The organism is Pontibacter sp. MBLB2868 (assembly GCF_051904785.1).
Classification (GTDB): Bacteria; Bacteroidota; Bacteroidia; order Cytophagales; family Hymenobacteraceae; genus Pontibacter.
The window spans coordinates 824,832-848,142 of sequence record NZ_CP196710.1 but is presented as its reverse complement, the minus strand read 5'-3'; the positions used below and the strand labels follow the sequence as shown (position 1 = coordinate 848,142).

Here is a 23,311-nt window from a genome sequence, read left to right as displayed (position 1 = left end):
CTGTCGGTTTTCACACCTTTGCCTTCTAGCTTCCCTTTGGCGGGCTTAGCTTTACCTTCACTTTTCGGGTGTCATTCTGTTGACTGCTTAGGAATGTCATCCCTGATATCCTCCAGGTGAGCCTCACTGTCGTAATCCTCTTCTACAGCAGCGGCATCTTTTTTCTTGATCAGAAGCCAGGCCCCCTTCTGCCGTCCCTTCATCCTGATCAGCGAAAATTCACCCTGCAGCTTTTTCCCCTCCAGCACAAAACTAAAGCTTCCCTCCTGCAACCCCTGCAGTAAAAGCTTCTCACCCTCAATCGGGTCGTCTGTTTCAACAGCACGGTAGAAACCGTTATCCCATATATCCACGTGCCCAGCACCGTAGTGGCCTGCGGGTATGTCGCCTTCAAAAGCTCCGTAAGCTATCGGATGATCTTCCACCTCTACTGCCAGGCGCTTATCAGCCGGATTCATACTTGGCCCTTTGGGAATGGCCCAGCTTTTGAGTACACCAGCCATCTCGAGCCTGAAATCATAGTGTAATTTTGAGGCCAGGTGCCGCTGAACTACAAAATGCAGTTGCCCGCTATTTTTCGCTACCACTCCCTTCGGCTCTGGTGTATGGCTAAAATTGCGCTTCTCATTGTATGGTTCAAGTGCCATAGTTCCTGAATAATTATTAGGCCAGGCGTTGCCTGGAAAACTACGAAAATAAGTACATGGCTTCTCTGGCAATATGTTAAGGTTCAATACCAGCAGGCATAAAAAGCAGTGCTTACATATTCCATTACAGGCAATTCTTATCCCCTTAAACACCCTCACTCCGCAATAGCAATATAAAGGTGAAAGGGCTGCTGCCCGGATTTAAACTGTCCTACGCACAAAATAAGCTGAACGTCATGAGTCTGGCAGCATCCGGATGCCCTTTGCCAGCGGTTTTATAGAGGATAAATCGGTTAATTCAGAAGTATAGAAAGGGCTTATTTTGCATCAGCAGTTTTTTGGTTTAAATGGCGGCTTATTTCCTCCCCGATCTTCATCAGATCGTTCTTTTCATTTTCAGTAAAGTCATACGAAACGGGTTTGGCAACACCCAGGGTGCCGAATAGCTCACCATCAAGCAGCATAGGCGCGGCAAGAGACCCTTCTACTTTTGTTTCTTTAGCAGCAGGCCTTGCCACCCCGGATTCATCTGTTTGCAGGTTACACATCTCTACGGGTTTCCTGCGCTCTGCAGCAATGCCAGCCATGCCTTTACCAACAGGAATTTTTTCCATTTTAGGTAATAAAAACGAAGGTATTCCCTGGTGCGCCTGCAGGTGTAATAACCCGGTTTCCTTGTCTAAAGTATGGATGGTGCCCGTTGTACAGTCAAAAGCAGCTGTGATCTTAGCTAATAGTTGTTGCCAGTCAATCGGTGAGTTGCTTTGCTGCAGATCCTGAAGTATGGAAGTAGTAGAAGCTTGCATATAAATTTCTTTTGAGTTAGTGAGGTTCGTTAAATTTATTTGAGAAAGTATCGATAGAAAACATGTTAATGTTACACCAGATAGGTATTATTTCAGCATGCGTACCGATAAGTTACAGGTGCAGTTTATCAAATGTTGGCAAGGTATACTTTTGGTCAGCGGCAAGTAAATGCACGCGCAAGCCACGAACGGAGAAGGGTTCACCGGTTCCTATTTCGTAGATGTCCGTACTGTCAAGGTTCATCCCGTCTACAACTGTCATCAGGCCGCTACCCACCACCAGCATCTCTCTCCCTTCGGTTACATATACGGCTGTGTCTTCTTCCAGGCCAATGCCAATACAGCCCGGATTGGTTATTATACATTGTGCCATGCGCACCATTCGCCCCCTTTGTATAAAATGTGTATCGAATGCTACATTTTTCAGGAACTCGAGCCCGGTGGTTATGCGCACATCACCCTTTATATACCCCCCTTGCGTCATCACTTCATAAATCATCGGGGTAGATAAGGCAACAGCACCGGCACTTGTTCCGGCAATAAGTATGTCATCATAGGTGTATCGCTCCTTCATCAGTTGCAACAGATCAGTGCCACCAAGTATGGAAGACAACCGTAGCTGATCTCCGCCCGAGAAATAGATACCTGCCGCCTTTTCAATCTTTTCCCAGTGCTTCTTATCATTCACATCATCCCGGCTTCTAATGTCCAGCACCTCAATATTTGTAACTCCAAGTTCACTGAATACCTTCACATACTCCTTAGCCATTTTATCAGGAATGGTAGAGGCTGTTGGTATTACGACTACAGTTGGGTTGCTGCCCTTGATCTCAGATACAAAAAATTTTAAAATCTCCTCACTCTCAAACTCTACGTTGCGCTCCTGCTCTTTACTTTTGTTGCCTTCTCCTTTGCTCTCATGGCCCCCGATAGCCAACAAGCGGCCTTTGGGTACAGGAGCTTCTTTGTGATGCTTATACTTCTCTGTTACCTTTTTTATCGCCATCGTTCATTGCGTTGTAATACCAGGAAATTTTCCGGGTCGTTACTACTTTTAAAAGCCCAGGCAATACATGCTTCCAATAGCTGCTTTTAAAAATGCCAAATACCCGATTAGTGCTTATTACGGAGGACTTAAATCTATTGGTTAACTTTTGTAAAAAGACAGTGAAAGCAGGAGGCCAATGAACTAACGAGTGGAGAAGCTGGTGACTCTAAGCTTCTGCTGCTGCTACGGATAAGGCTCTTTGGCTGATGGATATAAAAAAGGTGTCGGAAAATGACCGGCACCTCTTTCAGCTTTCATAGCTTGTAAATTTTGTAGTATCTAAAACCTGCTTTTCCTATTTTCATAGGTATTTCGGTGATACTTTTTTCATAGCAGTTTTATGCTGCCGTTCATGTTTTTGCCCATAATTATACACCACAAAGTTGTTGTATGACTTATGTTCATTGTTTAACTCAATTTTAGGTTCCGGTGCCTGAAAAGCACGAACCACTTTAAAAAAACTCAACTCGCTTTTGTCTCCTTTCACCTGGCAACTCGTCTGATCTAAATGGCGGCAGTATGCATCTTTGCGGGCAACTAACAATTTTGAGCTGGTAGAGGGCAAGCGTAGCTTTTTATGCCTCCCTTCACTTTTGATAATACTTATTCTTTTAGCCACAACTTTTTATTATGAGTTAGTTTAATATTGTGAGATCATATACTAAGGCATACAGGTATGTTGATAGAAGGCTGGAAAAGAAGGAACAAAAGGAGGGTCATCCTCAGCACCCAAAAAGGTATGGCCACTCCAATTGCTCTAAAGTCTGGAAAACATACCTGCAATCGGCACATCCTCCAGGCTATATCTATTCTTGGTTTACGGACCTACAGTTAAACAAAAGCCGAAGGTGGCTTTAAATACAAACAAATTGCACTTAAATACCAATTTATTATTTTATTATAAGTATTAATTCCGGCTTCGGTAACAAATCTGCTTTTAATCGCATCTCTGCTCCCTATTGTTTTTTCTCAAAATTCGGGGTGTAACAAATAAAGCAATTGATGTGAAAACAACCTGTTTTTTAAACCTTGTAGATGTTTACTTTAAGAAGGCAATTTTTACGTATAAGTACTTAATAAAGCTGTTCTGCCACGTAACATCAGGCTCAAAATCACAAATAATTGTCTAAAAGTGGTAAATTGGCCAGTAAGAGTGAAAATAAGAGCACCTGGTGTTAAAAGCAAAATGCATGGCAAAATCAACTAAAAGGGAAATTGTTAAGGATGCAGGTTCAGAGGCAAAGGAGATAGCAGATCAGGAGGTATTTGTGATCGGTATCGGAGCCTCTGCCGGCGGACTAATGGCACTGCAGGCTTTGTTTAGCAGCGTGCCGCAGGATAGCGTAGCTTACGTTATAGTGCAACATATTTCCTCTGAACACCGGAGCATGCTTAAGGAGATCCTTGCCCAATATTCCAAACTGGAAGTAATGGAGGCGGGAGACAACATGCCTGTTGAACTGAATAAGGTATATGTGATACCTAACAACAAGGAGCTTATCATAAAAGACAACCACCTGCAGTTACTCGATAAAACCAGTGTGGGGCGCTCTAAAACTGTTGATACCTTTTTTAATTCCCTGGCAGCTGACAAGAAGAACCGTTCAGTAGGCATTATTCTATCTGGCACCGGCAACGACGGCACAGAGGGTGTAACCGCCATTAAAGAAGCAGGAGGCCTGGTATTAGTGCAGGACCCGTCTACTGCTAAATTCGACAGCATGCCCCGTAATGCGATCAGCACCGGCAAGGCTGACTTTGTTATTGCCCCGGAACTGATGCCTAACGAAATATTTAATTTTGTTAAAGTTGCACCCATCACGCAGAATGTAACAGAACTGGTGAACAGTGAAACCGAGTCATCTTTTTTCCTGATCCTGGAAATGGTGCACGAGCGAACAGGCATTGATTTTAATAATTACAAACGGCCCACTATCATACGGCGCATCAGCAGGCGCATGGCCGCTAAAGAGATAAAAAACCTGGTAGACTACCACGACTACCTGAACCTACACCCTGAAGAGGTAGAAACGCTTAGTAAAGAGTTTCTGATCGGTGTCACCAAATTCTTCCGCGACCCCGAAGCGTTTCATTTACTGGCCACCAAAGTGATACCAGACCTGGTAGACAAGAAAAAGGTATCAGAACAACTACGGGTCTGGGTAGCTGGCTGCTCGACAGGTGAAGAGGCTTATTCTATTGCGATCCTGATCCGGGAATACCTGGACAAAGTTAAAAAAGAGCTGGAAGTAAAGATCTTCGCCTCTGACATTGACCGTGAAGCGCTTGACTTTGCCGGGAAAGGGCTTTACGAAGCTGGTTGCCTGACCGGGGTGCCGCAGGAATACATTAAAGATTATTTTGTTAAAAAAGATGACAAGTTCCTGGTGTCACCCCGCGTGCGCCGCCAGGTGATCTTTGCTCCTCATAATATTATCAACGACCCGCCCTTTAGTAGTATAGACCTGGTAAGTTGCCGAAATATGCTTATTTACCTTAACCCTGTACTCCAGAAGAGGGTCATCAATAAATTCCATTACTCTTTATTGATCGGGGGTTATTTATTTCTAGGCTCCAGTGAAAGCATCGGTGATCAGAAGGGACTTACAGAGGTTAGTAAAAAATGGAAAATATACCGTAACACAGACCCTGTTAACCCACAAGGTGTAGCGGACACGTTCGTTAACACACCCCTATCCAAGCGTTCAAAAACACCTATGCCCAGCTATAAGCGTGAACTGTCTACAAGGCAGCTGCTGCACCAAAATTTTAATGAACTCCTTAACGAGACGATCTTAGAAGAATACGGCTATGCCGCCGTTTACATAGACGAAAACAATGAAGTGCTACATGGCGCAGGTAAGTATAAAAATTACCTGGACCTGCCGGAAAATAATTTCACCTTTAACTTGCTCAAACTTGTTCCGCAGGACCTGGCTGTTACGCTCGGTACCTTGTTACGGAAGGCTTTGCTACATAATGAAAAAGTAAGTGCAAATAATGTACAGGTACGGGATGGTAAAACACTGCGGCATATAAATATCTTAATTAAACCACTCAGCTCTGATACTAAACATTATCAGCAGTATATGCTGGTTCTCTTTTCGGAGGAACAGCCACGCATCCCGCTAAAAACCAACCACATACCGAAAGACAACTTTTATGAAAAAAGAGTAAAGGAGTTGGAGCAGGAGTTACAGTATACAAAAGAGGACCTGCAAACAGTAGTAGAAGAACTCGAGACATCGAATGAAGAACTTCAGAGCACAAACGAAGAATTGCTCTCATCGAACGAAGAACTCCAAAGTACCAACGAGGAGCTTCAGTCTTTAAACGAGGAATTACACACCATAAACGCTGAACATCAGTATAAGATCAAGGCGCTGGTAGAGCTGGATAATGACCTGAACAACTATTTCAGGAGTACCGAAATCGGGCAGATTTTTGTGGACCGCAAACTCATAATTCGCAAATACACCCCTGCTGCTACAAATCTTATTAACCTGATAGAAAGTGACATCGGACGTACAATTGATCACATATCAAACAACCTGCGCTATGATTACCTGGTGGAGGATGTCAGGTTTGTGATTGCCAGCAACAAAGTACTTGAAAAAGTGGTGCAGGATAAGAAGGGGGTTTGGTACCAGATGCGGGTGCTTCCTTATATTACGCAGGAGCAAAAGATAGATGGGGCGATCATTATTTTTATTGAGATAAATGAACTAAAGAACCTCCATTTGCTCCACACGGGCATACTCGAAAGCTCCCCAAATGCTATTCTGGCAGTAAAAGCGGTCCGTAACAGATCAAATGTTATCACCGACTTCATGTTGAAGATCGCGAATAACAATGCGCAGAAACTATTTGGACAGGCAGAAGGCAGCATGATCGGTAAAACCCTCTGGAATGCCTATCCTGATCTGCCAGACCATAATTTATTTGAGCAGTTTGTGCATGTTGTGGAAACGGGTGAGCAGCTAGTAACTGAACTCTGGCAGACTCACAACCGGAAAAAACGCTGGATACATATCGTTGCCGTTAAATTTGACGATGGTTTAGTTATAACGCAGCAAGACATTACAGACCGAAAGCTTTACGATAAAGCACTAAAGCAACAGCAACAGGCAATAAAGGCAAGTGAGGAGCGCTTCAGAACCCTGATAGAGGCTATACCTCATATTACCTGGACAAACAAACCTAATGGCGAAAGCAATACATTTAATAAACTTTGGTACGACTACACCGGATTAACTGAGAAAGAATCAAAGGGCTGGGGTTGGGAAAAAGCGTTTCACCCGGATGATCTGAAGATCATAATTCCGACGTACCATGCTGCCCTTGAATCTGGGGAGGTTCACACAGCCCAGGCCAGGATCTACTGCAAAGAAGAGCAAGAGTACCGCATGCACCTTATCAAAGATGTCCCGATACGTAATGAGGAAGGTGAAATAGTACTCTGGATAGGCACTGCAACCGATATCCAGGATCAGAAAGATGCGGAAGAAGCAAATATACGGCTTCATCTTTCTCAACAGCGCACCATACTATATGCTATACTTCAGGCACAGGAGGAAGAGCGCAGCCGCATTTCGGAGGCATTGCACAATGGCTTGGGACAAGTATTATACGCTGCAAAGTTAAACCTTGACAACCTGTGCCCTAATAACTCAAACCGAAATAAGGTTAAGGATAATATTGACCAACTGCTCACACAGGGCATTAAGATCACACGTGATATATCCTTTGAGCTAACCCCTTCTGTTTTAAAGGAATTCGGTATCAGGACTGCTGTGGAGGAGATCATCTCCCGGTTTAGTAACATGAACCTAGCTATAACGTCAGAAATAACCGGGTTCGATGATGGTGAAGTAGACTATACCACTTCTTTGTCTTTATACAGAATTATCCAAGAGTTGCTGAATAATATTGTAAAACATTCCCATGCAACCAAAGCAACAGTAAAGCTCAACCTGAAAAAGAACTCTATTTTGTTACTTGTACAGGATAATGGAATAGGCATTAACAAAGATGAGCTGAATCTTATTAAAGGCAGAGGGTTAAGCAGTATCCAGAACCGTATTAAATTGCTGGAAGGGAAAATGGAGATCAATTGCTCTGAGGGCAATGGGTGCATTTTCAGAATCACCTGCCAGGTTTAGCAGCTGAAGCAGGAATGTTAGTTTTCAAAAAAACACCTTGTGATTGGTATACTTACTGGTGCAACACGGTGCTGTAAGTCAGGTAGCGATCAGTCTTCTTTCCCGATCTTCAGTATTTTGTTTTCTATCGCGAACTTGATCAGGTTGGCTGTGTTCTTTGCATTTGTTTTCTCCAGAATATGCTGTCTGTGCGTTTCGATGGTGCGTTTACTTGTAAATAACTTATCTGCGATTTCAGCATTTGTAAACCCCTCCGCAATCAACGAAAGTACCTCTATCTCCCGCTTCGAAAGCCCGGCTTTATCCGCTGCTGTTGTTACCGCTGGCACCTCCTGATTCATGGCCTTGCCCAGCATAGAGATGGAAAGATCGCCACTTATGTAATTGGTGTCAGCTGCTACCAGTTTAATGGCGGCCCTTAACTCCTCCCTGTCTGTGGTCTTTAACAAATAGCCAGAGGCCCCGCAGGTAAGTATCTTTTGCACATAAGGAATGTTGGCCAGCATGGATAACGCAATTACCTTTGTTTCTGGAAATTTAGTTTTTACCTGCTTTGTTGCCTCAAAACCATCCATCACAGGCATGTTTATATCCATTAAAACTACATGAGCAGGTGTAGTTGCTAAAAGGTCGAGTAGTTCCTGGCCGTTCGAGGCCTCCCCCACTACCTTAATTTCGGGGTAATGCTCCAGAAGCGACATAAGCCCTTCCCGAATAATTCTGTGGTCGTCTGTGATGATAAGCCGAATGGTACTTTCAGTTGACATTGATAGTTAGTATATATGGTGTGTCTACCAATAAATTACTTACCCTTTTACCAGGTTAAGTACTAAGCTTAGGTTGATATCAGCAGGCTGAAAAACGTTAAAAACCCCACCTTTTGATGTGATATGCACCTTCGCTTTACACTTTTTTACGTTTCAAATCTCATTTAGTACATGTAAAAGCCCGGAGCTGGAAGAGGTAAAATCCAGGCTATGAGCAAATTGCTTTTGCAGATCTACACCTCATTCACATTCGCATCCTGTTTTTTTGCTTGCTTACCAACAACACAGCCTGGATTTTTATAATCTATTAAGTGTAATCAGTTTAAAACTACTAGTAGGACTTAAAATCATTCCTTTTAGTTATACTTTAAATAACTTTAATTCAATTAAGTCGTTCCTAAGTATTATGCCTCCCCATTCTTCGGCCGTTGCTATTTACAGTAAGCAAGGCCACCTTTCATCACCCCCGTGTTAGATACAGCTAAAACATTCTATGTATGAAAACTAATTTTTTAAGATTATCGATCGCTTGTTTTATCGTTCTGGTTACTGCCTGTAGTCAAGATGAGGCTATAAACCCCGCTCCTGTAAGCGCTGAAGATAATACAGGCAATGTTTTAAATGGAAGCATCAACCCTGCTAATTTTGTAACAGTCATAGACAATCCCTATTTCCCGTTAAAACCCGGCTATACTTACTTTTATATAAATACGAGTTCTGAAAAAGGAGAAAAAACAACTGAGTACATAAAGGTTTATGTTACCCACCAGACAAAAGAAATTTTAGGTGTTACCTGCCGCGTGGTACATGATGTGGCCACAGAAAAAGATGGCACTGTAATAGAAGACACCTATGATTGGTATGCACAGGATAAAAAAGGCAATGTGTGGTACTTCGGCGAATACACCAAAGCATATGAAGACGGGGAGGTAAGCACTGAAGGCTCCTGGCAAGCTGGAGTTGACGGGGCAAAGCCCGGGATCATTATGTGGGCAAACCCGCGTGATCATATAGGCCAGACGTACTACCAGGAATTTTACCCAGGAGAGGCGGAAGACCAGGCGAAGGTACTACCTAGTAAAAGATCAGTTAAAGTTCCCTATGGCATATTCCATAAGTGCCTGACCACAGAAGAATTCACAGCACTTGAGCCCGATGTACTGGAAAGAAAATCTTATGCCAAAGGAATCGGAATGGTGCTTGCCCAAGCCATAAAAGGTGGTAAAGAGCGCGAAGTGCTCGTCAAGATCACGCATGATTAAAAGCGATTACCTTTATGTCAAGACAAGCAAAACAAATGTAGAGTGTATTTACAACAGATTAGACAGTAGTAAGTTTTACGCTCAAGAAGGGGCTTCATTCTCTACAAGAGATGTCCTAAGAGATACAATAAGTTTAGTGTGAATCATTTCCAGACTTTCAAGACGCTTAACGTTTGTGTGTCTGCAGTGATGCGCTTTCGAAGCCGCGTCCTGTCCCACTAAACCAAACGTAGAACGAAGATAAATAACTTATAGCTTACACCTCACCGCACCATTGAAGATACATTTTGTTAGCAACATTTGTCCTTGTTCTGGTAAATGTAGTCAATCGTTACTTTGTCGTCATGGTGTCGCGGAATAGAAATAATTGTCTCGCCATTGTCATAACCTGCCAATGAATGTTTTATCTTCTTTACTCTGCTTTTAAAACTTTTACAGGTTCAATTTGTGCCGCTCGAATGGTTTGGGATAGGACGGTCAGTAGCCCGACTATGGCAACTAAACCAAAGCCTATACTCACATTTATAAGACTCAAATCAACACGATTGCCCATTTCTTTTCTTAATAAATCACCGCAAAACAAGCCTGCCGGAACACCAATTAGTCCGGCAATTAGGATAAGAATGCCAAAATTACGGGTAACTGTCCATACTAATTCTGTGTTGCTTGCTCCCAATACTTTTCTGATACCCAGTTCTTTAGTGCGTGTTTCTACGGAGTAACTGGCTATGCCTAAAATGCCCAAAGCAGCGATTATCATGACTATAAGGGCAAAGAATCCAAAAAAACCTATTCTTTCTCTACTGCCCTCTCCTGTATAATCGTCTTTTAAGTTGTAAAGATTTGCTGTTTTTTCAGGAAAATGGTTTTTCCATAAGGATTGAATGGCATTCGTCGCCTCCAATTCTGTATTTGGCTTTAATTTTATGATCAAGATGGCTATTTCATTTGGCAAATAGCGATATAGTAAAGGGATTGGTTCGTCAAAAACTTGATTGGGCATGATGCCAATGACTTGTACATAGGCAGAGTCCAGTAATAGCGTTTGCCCCACTAAAGTCTCCGATTCAGATTCCAATAATTTTGCGGCAGCTTCATTCACCAACACATATTGCTCAGTACTTTGGGGCATAATTTCAGGAAAATTTTGCCCGGATTTTAAGCTGATCCCTTCTGTTTCAATTGTTTTTGGGTCAATACTTACGTAATTTATTCTCAGCGTTTTATCATTTAATTGTACAGAAGATTTACCCAGTTTAAAAACATCATAATACCAGTTAGTCGCTAAAGTCGTTTCTACCTGACTTAACTGGCTTATGTCGTTTTGCAGGTTTTCATAATTCTCCCCTTTCAATTCAAGTGTCAACACATTGGGTGGCACAGTTGAGCTAATGATCGCATTGTTCTTTCCTTCATAATCGGCCAGTATGACAAAGAATATCATCAGCATAATAGTTACTGAAAACTGTACGACAATCAGAGCTTTGTAAATAGCAACACTCCGGAACAGCTTTATATTCTTCATTTTACGCAAAACCTGTATGGGCTGAAACGCTGACAACAGCCATGACGGAAATGCCCCTGCGACTAAGCCTGTGATAACTGCGTATATTAACAAGCCTAAAATTAATGTTGGATCATAAGAAAAGGCGATATCCATATCGGGTATATAGTCCATCAAAATCTCAACACATGGCACTGTAAACAACAAAGCAAACAGGGAAACCAAGGTCGATTCCATTAAAAACTGACCAATAATTTGCCTTCTTGTTGCGCCTATCGTTTTGCGAATACCTACTTCTTTTGCTCGAGAGAAGGCACGCGCCAATGCCAGACTGATATAGTTAAAAGCAGATAAAAGGGTTAAGGCTAGAATCAAAAACAGCTGTGTATTTATGCCCGTCCAATCGACGCCTGCATTGTGGTCATTTTTAATGTCTTTGTTTCGAGGGGTAATGTCTTCTAGGGGTTGCGCCAAAAATTGAAGATTGCTCTTACCCAGGTTCCTACTATAGTTTTGGAGCGTTGTATTGAGCTGCTTTAAATTATCTTCTGATTTTAAACGTGCGTAAATTGCTGAACTCTTGAAGTCTCCCCAATTCTGTGATACACTACTGATGGCTCCTTTTTTTTCAAGCATTACAGCAGATTTAATAGAAAGCATTGCCTCAATGGGTAGGTGTGTTTCTAAAGGCGGGTCTTGGATAATTCCCTCAACGGTATAAGAACCTAATTTTTCAAACTGAACCGTTTTTCCTAATGCATTGGCGTCGCCGAATATCTTTTCTGCTGTTCTTTCAGTTAAAAAAAGGGAAGTGGGATTATCTGTAAGGCTTTGTGCATTACCTGACAATACTTTAAAGCCAAAAACATCAAAAAAAGAAGGCTCTGAAAATTTTATGTCAATAGGTATATCACCTTTGTCTGTTTGCAAGTTATATTTTCCTGCCAGGCGTACTTTTACCGTTTTTTCAACAAAAGAGACGCTTTCCACTTGACTCGCCAACGGCAATGGCGCTGTTGCCCATTTGGTTTGTTCCCCCTCACTTGTTTCCAACGTGAGTATCCGTACTATTTGATTTAATTTTGGATGGAAATGGTCTGTATCGTGAGTGGCTTTTATGAAGGTAAAAAGAATTACACCAACCGCCATACTCAATGACAAGCTCAGTACATTGACTACTGAAAAAATTTTGTTTTTCCAGAGTATCCGTATGGCGATTTTTAGATTATTCTTTATCATGACTTCAAGTGTAGATTTTTAATGAAAAAGAGGCCAGGCAATGAGGGGATCTCTCACAATTCTATTGGCAAAGTTGAGACCAAAACATAAAAAATTAATTATCAACACTTTATGCAGATATTTATCAAAATTCTAGACAACTGTTTATTAAAACCTGTTCGATTTCGAACACTTGTTGTATCAATTTGATACAGTCAAGCACAAAATATTTCACACCCAAATGAGACTGGGGGACTTACTTTTATCTCAGTGGGTGTTTGCCGTGGAGAAGCTTATTGGTAGGATTGTCAAACGTTTCTTTGTTGACTGGGAACCTTTGTCGGGTTACACGGAGGGCATTGTTGCTAACGTACTTGCTTTGCTGTGGCATAGCTACCTTGTAGGTTGTGTTGGGAATTTTCGTGCCAACGTCCTAATCTTTAAATCTCCACAATCTACGGATTCCATCCTCGTTGGAAGTTACTAAAGAATCTTTGTCCGCTTTTATTACTCTTGTTTTAAAAAAGGGAACACCTTCTTCAATGTAAATTAGAGTATCATTTCTGAATTCATATTTCAAGTATTCGAATGTGTCTACAAACAATATTGAGTCCTCCTCGATACTAATGCTTGCGTTTTCAGATTCTCCTGAAGTCCATATACCTTTTATATCTTCTTTAGTAAATAAAAGCTGATTACCTGAGTGCTTTGGCTTAACTGCTGGTGAAGTAGTGCTATCTTGATGTTGGACACCAGATTCTTTCTCAGTCTCTTTTACACTACAGCTTATCAAAAGCAACACAAAGAAGATGGTGTATATTTTCTTCATTTCTTAATTCTTATACCTCCCAACGTGTTTGTACAGCCGAAGCCCGAAGCGTAGCTGAGCCTAAGTGCTGCATTTTGTTATGTGAAGTGATTCTTCTTTTTTGCCCTTACTCAAGTTCTGCTTGCTCCAATTTTGCTTTTTGTACCTGCTGAAACAAGATGCTCAATAAAAGTATAATAGGTATAGCAAACCAACCAGTAAAGGCAAATTCTAATCCATTCTGTCCGTCCGATACATAACACAGCGTCTGACCATTTGTAAAGAGCGAATCAAGGCTCGCTTGCAATAGCGTATATTCTATGATATTGAAGAAAATTAGCCACTTCCTTAGCGACTCAGTTTCTATAGATGTTCTTTGTATGAACCGTAAAAACACCCAAGGCAATACTATACTTCCAGCAATAGTAATACTCCAGAGCAAAGTCCAAGAGTTGGCACACTCAACTCCAAACAAGGTAATTAGCGATTGGCAACCTATAATTTCAATTGCTGTAAAACCAGGTATAAACAACCCAGCCAGAGAGAACCAACCTGTTGTTTTTACAAATCCTACTTTACTTTTCATGCTCGGCCTGTAGTATCTTATTCTGTAGGTGTTTGTTGAGACGCTTTTTTATTACTTCCCATTGCACACAACGGTTTAGGGCTTTGCGATGGTGGGGCAATAGAATTCCGTCAGCCCAACCCTTGTACAAAAGTTAAATTGGAAAACAAAAGTTGAGCCTATGTTCGTCAGCCCCACTATTGCAAAACCCCTGTTAGCGGCAGGCATTTTGTCCACGGATTTAATTTTCATTTAGTTTGTCGTTTAAAAAGTCAAGTATTTCTGTTGGAAGTTTGCTATGAAATATTTCTCTGTCAAATCCAACTGGGTCTGTCGATGGATGAAAATTAGGGCTTTTCATTGTTGCTGGAAATGGACTTAAAAAAGAAAAGTGCCCTGCATTTTTAATTTCCTTAAATGTTACTTTGGATTTGTCGGGAACATAATTTAGAACAATTTCTCCATTCCATTTTGGGGTAATAGGGTCGTGTTCAGCAGTAAACATAAGAATTGGAATTGTTACTTTGTCCAACGAATTCATAAACCAACCTGCTCCTGGTGCAAGTAATACAATTGCTTTAATTCGGAAGTCTGGTACAACTTCTACAACAACACCTTCTTTTGTTCTTGGCACACCACCTGCCAACGCCAAAGCAGTATAACCTCCCATTGAGTGTCCTATAACTCCAATTTTGTTTTGTGCAATATTTTTATTGAACCAACTGTCTGTAAGTAAAAAATCAATTGTCAAACTAACGTGTCTTGGTCGTGTTTCAAGATTTTCAGTTGTGTTTTCTAATGTATTGTTGTTACGATTATTCCCATAATGTTCAAGCATTGCAACGATGTAACCATTTTTTGCCAAATGTGCACTAATTGTCCTGTACAAAAGATGTGAACCTCCGTTGCCGTGTGAGATTATTATAAGTGGAAATCTGCCGTCAATAATTTCTGCGTCAGGACTTACATTCATTGTATAAGGCCCAAATGCAATAGGTCTTGATGTTTCGTAGGTCGGGTAATGGACTAAAACAGGGAATGAGATATTTTTGATTTCATCTTTAATCGTCAATTGTTTGCTACCTACAAAAATTTCTATCATCTTATAAAATACGTTTACTGCTGTTCTGTCTATCTGGTTGGTCTATGCTTGCCGCTAACTAGCGTATATGCGTAAACATACGTTTATCTGCACTATGTACGAAGGTTTCCAGGGCTGCTGTAAAACGGCTACTTGTTATGGGGGTGTACGTTCGTAACATTTGGTGCATGATTGTATATTCTTTAGCTAATATAGGCAACTTCTATAAATTATCAAGTGGGCTCACGATTTTATCCAAACCGTGGCTGGTGATGTGGGTATAGATCTCGGTGGTCTTGCTGCTCCTGTGGCCAGTCAGCCTCCTATAATCGTTTACGGACGAAGTGGTCTGGCATGTGCCCGAGGCGGATAAACGATTTGCCCTCGTGCTCCAGGGGGTTGAGGAAAAGAATAGGATAGTCAGATGGGTAAGCCATGGCTTTAGAGACTATTAAGCCCTAAAAGTAAAACCTTTCCAGGCCCTACCCGCGTTATTACGCGGGTAATAACGCACATAAGTTATGGAACAAAGCAGAACATGCCCCCAGTGCAGCAAAGGCATCGTGGGCAGGAGCGACAGAAACTAAATTACCTGATAGATCTGGAAAACAAAAAGCCTGCAAATATCTTATTTGCAGGCTTTTAATTGATTTTGGTATTGCTACCAGCAGAGAGTAAGGGATTCGAACCCTTGATACCCTTTTGGGGTATACACACTTTCCAGGCGTGCTCCTTCGACCACTCGGACAACTCTCTATGGTGGTGCAAATATAGGCTATTCTGCATCACTTCTGCAAATCTGCACCGTTTATACTTACACTAATCTTATAAAGTTATCTCGCCACGCAGGTTCTGGCATAGCTGCGTCTGGGTCTGCTCGTGGTCCAGCCCCTGGCCGAGCACAAACATAAGCTTCGTGATTGCGGCCTCTGTCGTAATATCGGCACCTCCAATTACACCCATCTGCAGCAGGTGCGTACTTGTTTCGTATTGCCCCTGAATTACTCTACCTTCATCGCACTGCGATACATTCAGGATATGGACACCTCTATCCAGTGCATCCTGTAGCAGATCAAGGAACCAGGGTGTGGAAGGAGCATTGCCAGATCCGAAGGTTTCGAGCACTATTCCCTGCAGGCCAGGGGCTTGAAGTATACTTTGCACCACAGCCTGCGTAATTCCAGGAAACAATTTAAGTATCGCTACCTTGTCGCTCATCTGCTTATGCACCCGCAAGCTGTGTACAGGGTGTGGCAGAATATCTTCATAACTGTACTCAATGTCTATCCCTGTTTCGGCCAGTGGCGGATAGTTGTCTGATTTAAAAGCATCGAAATGGCTGCTCTCCACTTTTTTGGCGCGGTTACCACGCAGCAACAGGTTACGGAAGTAAATACATACCTCTGGCACCATACTTTTACCATTTTGTTTCGTGGCCGCTATTTGCAAGGCTGTGATCAGGTTTTCACGTGCATCTGTCCGTAAGCGTCCTATTGGTACCTGTGCACCCGTAAAGATCACAGGCTTTTGAAGGTTCTCTAACAGAAAGCTTAATGCCGATGCACTGTAGGCCATTGTGTCTGTTCCGTGCAAGATCACAAAGCCATCATACTGCCCGTAATTCTCTTCTATCAATGCGGCCAGCATCAGCCAGTCTGCCATCGCCACATTCGATGAATCGATGGCGGGTTCTATGCTCATAACCGTTAGCAGGTAATCAAACTGGCTTATCTCCGGTACATGATCCAGAATCTGAGAAAAATTAAAGGGCACCAGGTGCTTCTCCACCTTATCGAATACCATGCCTACCGTACCTCCTGTGTAGATGATAAGTATGGACGCTTCCGGATCCAGGGGAGTAGCTGTGTCTATGTCTACTTTTACTACCTTCATGCTTATAGTTTGAAAATATTCAGGGCATTGGCAGTAGTTTTTTCAGCCACTTCCGCTACAGGCTTTTGCATCAGTTCTGCTACTCTGTTCGCTATCAACGACAGGTATAAAGGCTCATTACGTTTTCCGCGATAAGGAACTGGAGCCAGGTATGGGCAATCCGTTTCCAGGGTAAGGTCATCTAAATGCAGGTGCGGCAGCACTTTATCCATGCCGCCATTCTTGAAAGTAGAAACCCCTCCGATGCCCATTAAAAAACCAAGTTCCTTCACTTTTTCAGCCTGCTCCAAAGTGCCCGAAAAGCAATGAAAGATACCTTTAAGTGACCCGTCCTGTGCCGCTGAAATAATCTCATACGTTTCATCGAACGAGTCGCGGGTATGCAGTATAATTGGTAAATTATGTTTTCTGGCTAACGCAACCTGCACCTTCAGGGCTTCCTGCTGCTGCGGCAGAAAAGTTTTATCCCAATACAGGTCAATCCCACATTCACCTACGGCTGCAAAGGCACGCTTCTCAAGCCACTCCTCCACCAGGTAGAGTTCACGTTCAAAATCCTTGCCCACAGAAGTAGGGTGCAACCCCATCATCGGGATACAGGTTTCAGGGTATTTTTCCTCCGCTTCCAGCATGGCATCAATCGAGGTATGATCAATATTAGGCATATAGATCTTACTCACCCCATCAGCTACGGCACGAGCTACTACCGCTGCTCTGTCCTCCTGAAAATCCTCGCTGTAAATGTGTGCGTGCGAATCAATTAAATTCATGTCTAAACTATCGTTTACCGCTGGCCCGGGCCAACGTTATGGTACTTCTGATTAACACTGCAAGTTAGGAATTTATTATGGGGCAGGAGAAACCCTTTTCGCTGTTTATGCAGGGCTGGTTATACTTCCGATCGTAAAAACATACTTAGCCCTTTTACGAATACCTTCTCCCCTTCCAATTCGTTTTAACGGGCAGAAAGAAGAATATGATCAGAATAACGGATGTGACCACCAGGTATAGCTCGAACATAAAATAGAGCCAAAACGGCACTGATCTACCAAGCCGGCGCAGGCACAGAAACAGGTACGTACTTTGCAGCAGGAGCTTTAAAGCAAATATTGACAACATCACCGTAACCGAAGTATAAGCGAAGAACGGCAAAAGCACAGGGTAATATGCCGCATGCATTATAAAGATGATCGCCATGTAAAAAGGTAAGTGCATGGAGCCTTTCATCCAGCGTTTGCGTTGATGCAGGAACAGCACAAAACTGGCTGCCGGCGTAGAAAGTGCCAGCACACTTCGGTCGTAGATATTCCGGAAGCTCCACCCCTGCCTGAGTATCCTGTTAAAGATGGCAATGTCTTCGGTAATAGAAAAGTCTATCCCCTCAAAACCACCTACTGCCTCGTAAGCTTCGCGGCGCAAAAGCATGTTATTACCCATGGCAGTTACTGGCAGTTTCAGATCCGATACTACCTGCATCAGCCCAAGTGCATACAGCCAGTCGATGGCCTGCAGCTTTGTAAAGATACTGGTACCTGTTATAGTGGTAATGCCTGTAACAACGCCTACTTCCGGTGTCATTTCTGCCAGCATAGCCTCTATCCAGCTTGATGGTACAGCAATATCTGCGTCTGTGTAAAAGAAAAAGTTGCTGTCGGCCAGCTTTGCCAACTGTGCCAGCACATTGGCTTTGCCCTTCGCTTTGCCAATATTTTCAGTGATCGTGATACAGGTATAAGTGGGTTTATCCTTTATAAAAGCGTCTACAACAGCGCGGGTTGCATCTGTACTTCCATCGTCTCCTATCAGCACCTGTACCTTATCTGCTGGGTAGTCCAGCTTTTCTATAGCCTGTAAACAACGGATAATAGTGTGTTCTTCGTTGCGGGCAGCAATAAGGATGCTTACCCTGGGATAGCGGTTTGGTTTTAAGCTGTATTTTTTCCGGTTCGCGACTAATAAGCTCAGCAAAAGCAGGAAAAGCAGGAAGTAAAGTATAAAATAGGATACCGATACGATCATAGGGTGTCGAAGGTATAGCCTAAATTGGTAAAATGTTCCAGGTAACGGGGCAGCACATACATCATGTTTTTCCGGGCTTTCAGGCTATCATGGAAAACAATGATGCTGCCACTCTGGGTGCTACTGATGCTCTTTTGCAGGCACCTATTCTGCCCCAGGGAGCTATCGTAATCATTGGTAAGTACATCCCACATGATGATCTCATACCTGTCCTGCAGCTGTTTTGCCTGTTTTGATGTAATCCGTCCATAGGGTGGTCTGAAAAGCGGACGAACCCTGTCAGCAGCATATTTCTCCACTTCTTTCTGGCACAGCGCTACATTCCGTACATACCGGGCCTCATCGGTTTGCCACCCTTTCAGATGATTAAAGGTATGGTTTGCCAGCACATGTCCCTGTTTTATGATCTGTTCGGCTATATCCGGGTATTTTACAAGATTATCTCCTACACAAAAAAAAGTAGCCCTTGCGCCATACTTGTCCAGCTGGTCCAGTACCCAGGGTGTAACAGCAGGAATAGGTCCATCGTCAAAAGTGAGGTACAGTTTCTGGCCAATCACCTCCTTGTGCCAGGTATAAGCTGGCAACAGTTTTTTAAGTAACCAGGGAGTCTTAAATAGGTGGATCACTTGAGGCGTTGGTTGCTATTTAATGATAAGTGAATGAATATTATGACCCTTAACAACTTTGATCTCCAGGCTAATAGTATAAAAACTATTTAAAACGACAGGAAAGCAATGTAATATCGTCGTTCAGGGCGGCTTCTTCGTTGTAAAGGTTTATTTCACGCAGCAACTGTAGGTGTAGCATTTTAGAGCTCAGGTATTTATTCCGCTGCAAAAACCTGATGGTACCCTCAATGCCGAATTCAGCCTCTTCCTCATCAAATACTTCGGTTAACCCATCCGTATAGCAAAGCAACACAGATTTTTCAGGCACTGTAATTCTCGTAACCGACATAAAAGGCAATACATCAAACACACCAAGCATGGTGCATCCTTCATTTAGCAAGCGGTGCGTATTGTTCTCATGCAACAGAATAGGCGAGTTATGACCAGCATTCACATAGCATAGTTCCCGCGTCTTTCTGTTGTACAGCGCCAGGAACATAGTAATAAATTTTTCTGCAATCGCGTTGCGGTAGATCAGGGTATTAAGTTCTGCCACCACTGTGTTCAGGTCCGAGGTCTGCCGCAGAATGGTTCTGAGGCCAGCCTGGAAATTAGACATCAGCAAGGATGCTGGCACGCCTTTCCCAGAAACGTCAGCCACACAAAACACAAAAGTGTCTGCGTCTATCTCTATAAAATCGTAGTAGTCACCGCCAATGGATGAATGTGGTATATAACTGGCATGTATGGTTACATCCTTATCGTTCGGCAACGCCTTCGGGAACAGCATTGACTGCACTTCACGGGCAATCTCGATCTCACGTCTGATAGACTCCTGGGCCAGTCGCTGACGCGCCATTTTATGATTCTCAATGGCAACCAACATGATATTACTCACCGTCTGCACAAAATTCAGAGCCTCCATATTGTTGTAGTAGGGCTGAATTTTTCCTATCATCACAAAGGCCAGTACTTTTCCGTTGTGCAAAATAGGTATCACAATCTCAAAAGCCCGCCACTTTTTCTCTACACTTAGTTTAGATGTGCGGGTGATCTCCTGCAGATTGAGTATGGCTTCCGGAAGCTCATGTTTTGTAAAATCCTGTTCTGTACCAAAACAAACCTTACATTCCCACTTTTCGTCGTGCACAAACAGCACCAATCGGCTGATCTGTAATTGTGCCAGCAGCGTAAAACGATAGATTTTATACAGCGCACCCTCCGGAAGATTATCGTTAATTGCCTGTGTAATCTCAAGCAATGCCGATAACTCCAGCTTCTTCAGGTTTAGCTCCTGCTGTATATTGGGTATAGTTATATCAGACATTCCAAAATTTTGATTTCATTAGTTCCAACACCACGCCTCATAACTATCAATAGGCAAAGCAATTACCGGCAGATATTGTAAATATGAGGTAAAAATACTAAAAAATGATGACCCGGGAAATGTCTTAACTACCCCCAGCCCAGTCCGCTCCCTTAAAAAGTAATTTTAAATATAAGCGCTTCTGCCCAATTGGTACGCTTAAACAGAGTTATGCACTACCAGCCCGGCTTTTGTAGCCAGGAAAAAGTATTTCTGGCAATTTTTACTAAACTCAGCCTCATTATACTCATGCTCCGTATCCTGGTCTGGATAAAGTATTTTCACATATCCATGCCTGATCAATGATTGCAGGGCTGCACAAATCTCATTATCTGTAAGCGACAAAGTACTTTTAAGGTCCGGGTATGACGTTACAAAGTATAGCTCGTCAAGTATGTCGAATTCATTCTCACTCATGCGTTTCGTATTGATCTTCCCTTCCATTGATAGCGGCCAAACAACCCTATAAGTCCGGTGCTAACTACATAAGGCACGTATACTAACTGCAACGGAAGTATGTGCCATAAATACTGTTTCCTGTTCAGGAAGTTCAGTATACGTTCTAAAAATAAAAAATCTATTACAAATTTGGCAACATAAGCCGTAACTAAAACCAGGAGCGGCAACTGCCCTATCAGGAATAGCGGAACACAAAGAAAAAGCAGGAAATTAACAGCAAACACTGACAGGGCTACCAATTGTACATGCAGGCTCTGATAAGCTTTCCATTTGCTTGCCCACCTTACCCGCTGGGATAAAAAAGAGGACAATGTTTTGCGTGCTTCTGTGTAAACGATCGCTTTCTCGGTTTTCAGGAATACTGCTTTACCCGGAAAATGCTTGCTCACCTTGTGCAACAGGAATTCATCGTCGCCGCTGGCAATATTTTCATTGCCAGCAAAGCCTCCAACTTTTTCAAAAACAGATTTTGTGTAGGCCAGGTTTGCCCCATTGCACATGTTGGGTTTAGACAACGCCAATGATGCCCCTCCCACCCCTATCAGGCTGGCAAACTCCACCATCTGCATCTTCTCAAAAGCTGAGGTAGTATTATGGAAACAAACAGGGCCACTTATAAAGTAAGGCTGTTTGGTTTCGTAAGTATAGGCATACTGCAGGAGCCATTCAGCACCCACCCGGCAATCACCGTCAGTCAGCACCAGCAGCTCCCCATCTGCTAGCGCGACTCCTTTCTGCACTGCCCCCTTCTTCATACTTACATTGGAGTGCCGTTTTAGCTCTAATACCTTCAGCCTCATTGCTGAACCTGAACGAAAAGTCTGTATCAGCTCTACTGTTTCGTCTGTTGAATGATCATCTACAATTATTACTTCATAGAGATGCGTGGGGTACCGTTGGTTCTCCAGATCCTGCAACAAGGGAATAATATGCTTTGCTTCATTCCGGACAGCAATGATCACCGACAAATTGGTAGAAGGCTCAAAATCTGCCGGGGCATCTGCATCCGGAAGTTTCACCCAAGCAAGCCAGCGCGGGATCACCACCCAGCCATAGGCAAACAGGGATAATGCCAGGAACCATATCATACAACCACACTTTTACGTGCTGCAATGCGCAGCCGCAGTACAAAAACAAGCCCGATAGCGCTTGGCACAGCTATATTCAGCAGCCACAGACTTAGGCTGGCGCTAAGCACCTGCAAGCGTGCCTGCCCCAATAAACCGAACAGGTACATGGCCGACAGTTCCCGAACCCCCAGGTCTGAAAGCAGGCTGACCGATGGCACTACAGATTTCAGGAAGAAAGTACCCGACACCCCGCTTATATACTCCATTGGGTTAAGCTTTACGCCATATAGTATGAGCAACAGAATAAACTGCACCAGAAAAACAAGGTAACGCCCCAGTGAGAGCCATAGAAGCTGGCTGATTTCTGTTTTGCTGTAAGCACCCATTATTGCCAGGTAGCGTACCAGCGGCTTCAGTGGTTTAATGGCGGCCACAACTGCCACCATGGCCCTGGCATGATACAGCAAGAGTAGCGAGGCGCCGCAGAGCACCAGCAGCAAAAGCAACAAACTCATGGTTACAGCAGGGTATTGTACCCAGTTAAACCTAAGTATGAAATAAGAAAGCCCCACAGTACCAACCAAGATGGTTGCCACCAACTGGCAATACCTGCCTATAAAAATAGCGCCGATAGCTTCCAGCCTTTGCTTGCATTTTAACTCCAAAACCCTGCCTGCATAGTCGCCAAGCCGGTTCGGGGTAATAAAGCCCAATGTTAAGCCCACCATTACCGCCCTGTAGGCCCGCACATAAGACATCGGCTCTAGCTTTTGCCCCAGCAAATGCCATTTACGGGCCTCAAAGCCCCAGTTAACAGGAATGAGCAAGGCAGTGTAAAGGACCAGGATCAGCAGCGGACTCTCCAGTGCCTTCCGGAAGATGCCCCCCCAGGTCAGGAAGGTATCAGGAGCCACATAAATGGTTTTATAAAGCAGGTAAAGCGTAAGTAGCAGCACCAGTAATTTGCCGGAGAGCAAAAGGAATTTTGTATTGCGCGTAATGTTCAAAATTATTGTCTTAATTTT

The 23,311-nt window shown here is 43.2% G+C and carries 19 protein-coding genes and 1 tRNA gene; 2 read left to right on the top strand and 18 right to left on the bottom strand.

Translation table 11 applies throughout. The annotated features are described in order from the left end of the window. Positions 1–71: 71 nt before the first annotated feature. The 4 genes from ACSX1A_RS03695 to ACSX1A_RS03680 all read right to left on the bottom strand — a co-directional run bounded on the left by ACSX1A_RS03695 (position 72) and on the right by ACSX1A_RS03680 (position 3,120). Positions 72–647 carry a DNA polymerase ligase N-terminal domain-containing protein gene (locus ACSX1A_RS03695; RefSeq protein WP_439882266.1) on the bottom strand — a complete coding sequence of 192 codons (576 nt, stop codon included), beginning with the start codon at positions 645–647 and terminating at the stop codon, positions 72–74. 317 nt (positions 648–964) lie between these two features. Then, the gene (locus tag ACSX1A_RS03690; RefSeq protein WP_439882265.1) at positions 965–1,453 is read right to left on the bottom strand and encodes a GAF domain-containing protein; all 489 of its coding nucleotides are present in this window, start codon (positions 1,451–1,453) and stop codon (positions 965–967) included. Between the two features lie 112 nt (positions 1,454–1,565). Next, a complete protein-coding gene (locus ACSX1A_RS03685) occupies positions 1,566–2,459 on the bottom strand; it encodes a cyanophycinase (RefSeq protein WP_439882264.1) in 894 nt (297 codons plus the stop codon). A gap of 343 nt (positions 2,460–2,802) precedes the next feature. Beyond that, positions 2,803–3,120 carry a hypothetical protein gene (locus tag ACSX1A_RS03680; RefSeq protein WP_439882263.1) on the bottom strand — a complete coding sequence of 106 codons (318 nt, stop codon included), beginning with the start codon at positions 3,118–3,120 and terminating at the stop codon, positions 2,803–2,805. 571 nt (positions 3,121–3,691) lie between these two features. On the opposite strand from ACSX1A_RS03680, the gene ACSX1A_RS03675 reads away from it, so the two are divergent. Further along, positions 3,692–7,663 carry a CheR family methyltransferase gene (locus ACSX1A_RS03675; RefSeq protein ID WP_439882262.1) on the top strand — a complete coding sequence of 1,324 codons (3,972 nt, stop codon included), beginning with the start codon at positions 3,692–3,694 and terminating at the stop codon, positions 7,661–7,663. Between the two features lie 89 nt (positions 7,664–7,752). On the opposite strand, the gene ACSX1A_RS03670 is transcribed toward ACSX1A_RS03675, so the two are convergent. After that, on the bottom strand, positions 7,753–8,430 hold the full coding sequence (locus ACSX1A_RS03670) for a response regulator transcription factor (protein WP_439882261.1): 678 nt from the start codon (positions 8,428–8,430) through the stop codon (positions 7,753–7,755). Between the two features lie 497 nt (positions 8,431–8,927). Between ACSX1A_RS03670 and ACSX1A_RS03665 the strand changes: the two genes are divergently transcribed. Further along, positions 8,928–9,692: a hypothetical protein gene (locus ACSX1A_RS03665; protein ID WP_439882260.1), complete on the top strand. Its 765-nt coding sequence runs from the start codon at positions 8,928–8,930 to the stop codon at positions 9,690–9,692. Positions 9,693–10,104: 412 nt separating this feature from the next. Here the strand turns inward: ACSX1A_RS03665 and ACSX1A_RS03660 are convergent, their stop codons facing one another. The 13 genes from ACSX1A_RS03660 to ACSX1A_RS03600 all read right to left on the bottom strand — a co-directional run bounded on the left by ACSX1A_RS03660 (position 10,105) and on the right by ACSX1A_RS03600 (position 23,293). Next, on the bottom strand, positions 10,105–12,435 hold the full coding sequence (locus tag ACSX1A_RS03660; RefSeq protein ID WP_439882259.1) for an ABC transporter permease: 2,331 nt from the start codon (positions 12,433–12,435) through the stop codon (positions 10,105–10,107). 412 nt (positions 12,436–12,847) lie between these two features. Then, entirely contained in the window at positions 12,848–13,243 is a 396-nt protein-coding gene (locus ACSX1A_RS03655; RefSeq protein WP_439882258.1) for a hypothetical protein, read from the bottom strand. 106 nt (positions 13,244–13,349) lie between these two features. Continuing rightward, on the bottom strand, positions 13,350–13,808 hold the full coding sequence (locus ACSX1A_RS03650; RefSeq protein WP_439882257.1) for a hypothetical protein: 459 nt from the start codon (positions 13,806–13,808) through the stop codon (positions 13,350–13,352). 220 nt (positions 13,809–14,028) lie between these two features. Beyond that, positions 14,029–14,889, bottom strand: coding sequence for an alpha/beta hydrolase family protein (locus tag ACSX1A_RS03645; RefSeq protein ID WP_439882256.1), 861 nt, complete (start codon positions 14,887–14,889; stop codon positions 14,029–14,031). Positions 14,890–15,536: 647 nt separating this feature from the next. Next, positions 15,537–15,624: transfer RNA gene (locus ACSX1A_RS03640), tRNA-Ser, on the bottom strand. A gap of 69 nt (positions 15,625–15,693) precedes the next feature. Next, on the bottom strand, positions 15,694–16,761 hold the full coding sequence (locus ACSX1A_RS03635; protein WP_439882255.1) for an asparaginase: 1,068 nt from the start codon (positions 16,759–16,761) through the stop codon (positions 15,694–15,696). A gap of 2 nt (positions 16,762–16,763) precedes the next feature. Next, a complete protein-coding gene (locus ACSX1A_RS03630) occupies positions 16,764–17,531 on the bottom strand; it encodes a TatD family hydrolase (RefSeq protein ID WP_439882254.1) in 768 nt (255 codons plus the stop codon). A 154-nt stretch (positions 17,532–17,685) separates the two neighbouring features. Then, positions 17,686–18,780: a glycosyltransferase gene (locus ACSX1A_RS03625; protein WP_439882253.1), complete on the bottom strand. Its 1,095-nt coding sequence runs from the start codon at positions 18,778–18,780 to the stop codon at positions 17,686–17,688. Continuing rightward, positions 18,777–19,409, bottom strand: coding sequence for a polysaccharide deacetylase family protein (locus ACSX1A_RS03620; RefSeq protein WP_439882252.1), 633 nt, complete (start codon positions 19,407–19,409; stop codon positions 18,777–18,779). The genes ACSX1A_RS03625 and ACSX1A_RS03620 overlap by 4 nt, the downstream gene beginning before the upstream one ends. Positions 19,410–19,494: 85 nt before the next feature. Next, positions 19,495–20,718, bottom strand: a complete 1,224-nt coding sequence (locus ACSX1A_RS03615) for a PP2C family protein-serine/threonine phosphatase (RefSeq protein WP_439882251.1) — start codon at positions 20,716–20,718, stop codon at positions 19,495–19,497. A gap of 198 nt (positions 20,719–20,916) precedes the next feature. Continuing rightward, entirely contained in the window at positions 20,917–21,174 is a 258-nt protein-coding gene (locus ACSX1A_RS03610; protein WP_439882250.1) for a hypothetical protein, read from the bottom strand. Then, entirely contained in the window at positions 21,171–22,304 is a 1,134-nt protein-coding gene (locus tag ACSX1A_RS03605; RefSeq protein ID WP_439882249.1) for a glycosyltransferase, read from the bottom strand. The genes ACSX1A_RS03610 and ACSX1A_RS03605 overlap by 4 nt, the downstream gene beginning before the upstream one ends. After that, entirely contained in the window at positions 22,301–23,293 is a 993-nt protein-coding gene (locus tag ACSX1A_RS03600) for a lysylphosphatidylglycerol synthase domain-containing protein (protein ID WP_439882248.1), read from the bottom strand. Before ACSX1A_RS03600 ends, ACSX1A_RS03605 begins: the two co-directional genes overlap by 4 nt. Positions 23,294–23,311 lie beyond the last annotated feature (18 nt).